This is a genomic window from uncultured Dialister sp. (genome assembly GCF_900538805.1).
Taxonomy (GTDB): domain Bacteria; phylum Bacillota; class Negativicutes; order Veillonellales; family Dialisteraceae; genus Dialister.
The window spans coordinates 1-5,036 of the sequence record NZ_UPZP01000130.1; the positions used below are offsets into that span (position 1 = coordinate 1).

Annotated in this window: 3 protein-coding genes; all 3 read left to right on the forward strand. The window is 56.2% G+C overall.

The features are described from left to right. Positions 1-275: 275 nt before the first annotated feature. The 3 genes from QZQ29_RS08835 to QZQ29_RS08845 are packed head-to-tail and all read left to right on the forward strand — an operon-like array spanning position 276 to position 4,597. Positions 276-1,217, forward strand: coding sequence for a MoxR family ATPase (locus tag QZQ29_RS08835; protein ID WP_296962443.1), 942 nt, complete (start codon positions 276-278; stop codon positions 1,215-1,217). Beyond that, positions 1,218-2,228, forward strand: coding sequence for a DUF58 domain-containing protein (locus tag QZQ29_RS08840; RefSeq protein ID WP_296962444.1), 1,011 nt, complete (start codon positions 1,218-1,220; stop codon positions 2,226-2,228). It begins immediately after the preceding gene. Further along, positions 2,228-4,597, forward strand: coding sequence for a transglutaminase-like domain-containing protein (locus tag QZQ29_RS08845; protein WP_296962447.1), 2,370 nt, complete (start codon positions 2,228-2,230; stop codon positions 4,595-4,597). The genes QZQ29_RS08840 and QZQ29_RS08845 overlap by 1 nt, the downstream gene beginning before the upstream one ends. Positions 4,598-5,036 lie beyond the last annotated feature (439 nt).

Here is a 5,036-nt window from a genome sequence, read left to right on the forward strand (position 1 = left end):
TGCAGACCTATGATAAGGCGTCTACCGCCAGGTTGCCTAACTATCTGATAGAGACTCAATCATTTTTTCACAGCCCCAATTTATAGCCGCCGCCAGGCGGCATTTTTAACTCCCTCTGAACCGGCCCGCTCTGTGGGCACAGCCCATGGTGCCCGGGGGGGGCGGAGCCCCGATGGCACCATAGAACCCGGGCGCCGAAGGCGCCTGAACCCCCTTCCCCCAAGGAGTATAATAAGTAATATATTAACCATGTATCCAAGAATTGAGGTATCCCTATGAATACAAAAGAAACCATTGATGCTATCCTTTCTGAAACGGGAAAGGCTGTCCTGGGCAAGGACGAGGTGCTGCGCCGGATATTGACGGCCATCCTGGCCGGCGGCCACATCCTTATCGATGACATTCCCGGTGTCGGGAAAACCACCATTGCCGTGGCCTTTACCCATGTGCTGGGGCTGGACTACAAGCGCATGCAGTTTACCCCCGATGTGCTGCCTTCGGACATTACGGGCTTTTCCATGTACGATAAGAATTCCGGTACCTTCCGGTACATGCCGGGCAGCGCCATGACCAATTTCTTCCTGGCCGATGAAATCAACCGGGCCTCCCCGAAAACCCAGTCCGCCCTGCTGGAGGTCATGCAGGAAGGGCGGCTTTCGGTGGACGGGAAGACCTACGCCGTGCCCCAGCCCTTTATCGTCATGGCCACCCAGAACCCCTTCGGTTCTTCCGGCACCCAGGAGCTGCCGGAGTCCCAGACAGACCGTTTCATGATCCGCATTACCGTGGGCTATCCGGAAAGGGAGGATGAAATCCGCATTCTTTCCGGCGAAAGGAAGAACCCTGCCGAAGGCCTTTCTTCCGTCATTACCCCTGAAGGGCTTCTGGCCCTTCGGGAGGAGGTATCCCGCATTCATGTGGAGGAAAGCCTGTACGGCTACATGGTAGACATTGCCCGGGCCACCAGGAATCATCCGGATATCCGTCTTGGTGTATCCCCCAGAGGCACCATGGCCCTTTCTTCCATGGCCCGCGCCCATGCCCTCATGGAAGGACGATCCTATGCCACCCCCGATGATGTGGCGGCGATGGCCCCCTATACCCTGGGCCACCGTATTTCCCTCACCGGCGATGCCCGGTATGCCGGAAAGACGGCGGAATCGGTGCTCACCGAGCTGCTTTCTTCCCTGCCCCTGCCATCGCTGAAGGAGGAGTAAATGGGCCGATTTTACTATGTATTTCTTCTTTTCATGGCCTTTTTCCTCATGGTAATTTACGACCAGTATGATGCCTTCCTGCTTTTCCTCATGCTTCTTCTGCCTCCGGCTGCCCTGTACTTCGGGAGCCGGCAGGCGGGGAAAAGAGTGGTGTGCTCTCTGTCCGCGCCTTCCCATGTGGTGCGGGGTGAAAAGGCGGAAATCGCAATTTCCCTGAAAAGCCCTTTTCTGCCTTTTCTCTCTTCTCTGGAGGTGCTGCTGGACGGCGCTCCTTTTGAAGCCTATGAAGAGAAGAAAGAGGGCTTTGTCTTTTATTTCACCAGGGATATGGTTCACTGCGGACGTTATTCTCCCGAAAAAATCAGCCTTTTCTGGAAAGATCCTTTTGCCCTCTTCCATTTCAAAAGGGACCTGTCCGCCTCTTCCTTCCTTGTTTATCCCCGTCAGGTGGGCACCTTTGCTGCTGCCCTTTCCATCCTTCGCCGCATAGCAGGAAGCGAGGATAAGGAGTACTTCGGTGCCACGGAGTACAAGCCCGGCGATAATCCCCATCTCATCAACTGGAAGGTAACGGCCCGAAAGGATGAGGTCTATGTGCGCGATTCAGCTCCTTCCGGCAGCAGCCGTATCGTTCTGGCAGCGGACTATGAAAGAAATGCCATGCTCCGGGATATAGTGGGCGATGCCCTCTATTCTGCAGGACTGGCCCTGCTGTCCGCCCGCATTCCCTTCCGATTCGTCTTTGCCACCGCGAAGGGTTCCGTTTCCCAGACCATCCGCACCAGAGATGACTGGATGGACGCCCTGTCCGGTTTCCTTCGGGCAGGCGCCGAAGGGGCCCTGATGGGGGCCGACCTTTCGCCCTACGTTCCTATCTGCTATATCACCGGAAATCCCCATCCCCCCTGCCCGCCCCAGCTTTCACCCACAGTCTGGTGCGCCGCTGAAGGTGCAGGGACTGCCCTGTCCGGCAGGGATGCCATTTATAACGCTCTGGGAGGGAATGCATAATGACAAAAACTGCTTTCTTCTCCGCTTTCCTCACCGCCCTGGGCAGCGCCGGAACGGTGTCCCTCCTTTTTTCCTACACCGGGCAGAGCACATTCTTTTTCGCCATTCTTTCCTTCCTTCTGGTCATGGCAGGGAGCTTCCTCCTTTCCGCTTTGCCGGAAAAGAAGCGCTTCCCCCTGATGGCGGTTCTCTTTGTCTGCCTGGCGGCAGTCCTCATCCTATTCCATTCATCCATGGAAAAGAGTTTCACCGCCCTTTCCATTCCCTTCCTCACCACCCTGAAGGAGCCCTATGATGTAGAACTTGTCATTCCCCGCCTGCCTGAGGGAGCCTCTTCCATGGCGGCGGAGGTATACATTCTTCTCCTCCTTTCCTGGTTCTTCCTCTGTGCATCCATTTCCAAAGGCGGCGCCATCCTTTCGTCCCTTCTTTCCCTGGGCATTCTGCTGCTAGGCTTCTACTTCGGCATCAATCCTCCGTCTTTGGCCCTTGCCCTTTCCAGCGCTTACATGATTTCCCTGCCTGCCCGGCTGAAGGGCGGCCCTCTCTCCCATGCAGAGGTGCCGGCCTTCCTTTCCGCCCTGGTTATCGGCCTAATCCTTTCCCTTGTGATTCCGGAAAGCCGCTATGAGCAGCCGGCCATCCTTTCCAGAATGCAGGAAGAAATCGTGTCCTTCGTGGATCCCTACGACCCCATCTTCCATGCAGGCAATGCTTACACCGGCATGATGAAGGGCACCGCCGGACGGCAGAAACTGGGCAATGTGAATGGCATCCGCTACTCCGGCCGTATCATTGCGGATATTGAAACTTCCGATACCTCCCGTCGTCTCTACCTTCGGAGCTGGAGCGGCGGAGAGTATGGAAATAATCAGTGGAAGGATCTGCCCGATGACCGCTATGAAGGGGTTAAGCATTTATTTGACAAGAATAACGGCGAATGGTACGACCAGGGCGCCTGGCTCATGGAAGTCATCGCCCGGAGCCCTGCCCTCTCCCAGACCCTTTCCAACTATTTGGGAAATGGGCAGACCGTGGAAGAGCTGAAAAAAGATTTTACCGTAGATGCGGTATATGAAAAGACCCGCTTTCTCCTTCTTCCCTATGATGCCAGCTTCGGTGCCCCCCTATTTGCCTATGACCGCGCTCCCATAAGCCGGGAAGGCAAGGCCTACAGCACCTATGTGTGGCAGCTCCCTTCCGGTGCCCTCATTTCCATGATGGACAGGGAAAACAGCAGCGACCCCTATTTCCGCACCTATCTGGACGGGGAGAAGGAATATCGCCGCTTCGTATACAGCCATTACCTGGATATTCCGGATTCCGTGAAAGAAGGCCTCTCTGCCCTGGGGCCCATCACCCCCGTTTCCAGCCTTTCGGAAAAACGACAGCGGGTAGAGGATATCCGCCGTTTCCTGGCTTCTAATTACCGCTATACCACAAATCCCGGCAGAACGCCGGAGGGAAAGGACTTTGTCACCTATTTCCTCACCGAAAGCAAAAAGGGCTACTGCACCTCCTTTGCTTCCGCCGCCGTCATGCTTCTCCGTGCTTCCGGCATCCCCGCCCGCTACGCTGCAGGCCTCACCGTGGGGGCTGATGAAATCAAGGACGCCCCCATTTCACAGGACGGTCTTCATCAGTACAGCATCAATGATCACCACGCCCACGCCTGGGCAGAAGTCTATGTGGACGGCCTGGGCTGGCGGCCGGTGGAAATGACACCGGGCTATGACGGCACCGACAACCCCTTCCCCGTTCCTGCGGACAAGCAGAAAAACGACAGCGGCGCACCGGACGCACCGGTAGATGAGAAGGATAAGACCGGACAGGGCGAAAGGAACTCCCAACCCCAGAACCAGCCAAAGGACAGCGACCGGCAGGACGGCCAGAACCGGCAGAACAGCCAGGCCGGAAATCCGCCGCCAAAGCTGGCACAGCAGAATCCTGCGCCTTCCGCCGCCAAACCATTCCCGAAAATCCTTCTCCTCATTCCCCTTCTTCTCCTGGCAGCCATGGGCTTTGCCGCTTACCGCCTCACCGGCGTAAGACGCCTGCTTGCCGCTGCACCGGAAAGCAAATCCGCCTTCAACCGCCTTCTGGACTACATGGACCGCCTTGCCCTCTACGCAGGCATTTCCGCCAAAGGAACCTACGAAGAGAGAAAGAAAGCCTTCGCCAGCGATAAGCGGTTCAAGAACTTCGACCGCCTCATGGATATGCTGGTGAAATCCCGCTTCTCCGGCATACCCCTTTCCAAAGAAGAAAAGAAAGAAGCCGCCGCCATCATCGGAGAAGCCAGAAAGAACTGCCTTGCCGGAATGAGTCTGATGGAAAAAATACGATTCCTACTGGTGCATAAGCTGTGAGCTAGTGAGCTAGTGGGCTAGTGGGCTAGTGAAATAGTGAAATAGTGAGATAGTGAGATAGTGAGATAGTGGGACAGTGGGACAGTGGGACGGTGAAAATCGGCTGTCCCCTTACCAACGACTGTCCGGCCCCCCTGCGCCCCCTTTAAGGAAAGGCAGTGTTAGAAAGCGCCACTAATCCCTTGCGCCCCCTTTCAGGAGGGAGAGGGCCGCGGCAGCGGCGCGGGGCGCTGCGGGAAAAGCTCAAATGATACACATTGCAAGCAGGCCGCCTGTCGGCGGTCAGTTCCACAATAGCGGTCATTCACGGCGCTTCACCCCGTACACCCTATGGCCCCTCAAGGGGCAACAAGAGTTTTCGATTCTAGGGAAGCGCTGATTAAATCGTTATCGGATTTCATTCTTGTATTTTTATTCAATGCAAGGAATCAGTCGACGC

Excerpts from the sequence above, each read along its gene's own strand:
- QZQ29_RS08845 (WP_296962447.1), top strand. The coding sequence starts at position 2,228 with ATGACAAAAACTGCTTTCTTCTCCGCTTTCCTCACCGCCCTGGGCAGC.
- QZQ29_RS08835 (WP_296962443.1), top strand. The coding sequence starts at position 276 with ATGAATACAAAAGAAACCATTGATGCTATCCTTTCTGAAACGGGAAAG.
- QZQ29_RS08840 (WP_296962444.1), top strand. The coding sequence starts at position 1,218 with ATGGGCCGATTTTACTATGTATTTCTTCTTTTCATGGCCTTTTTCCTC.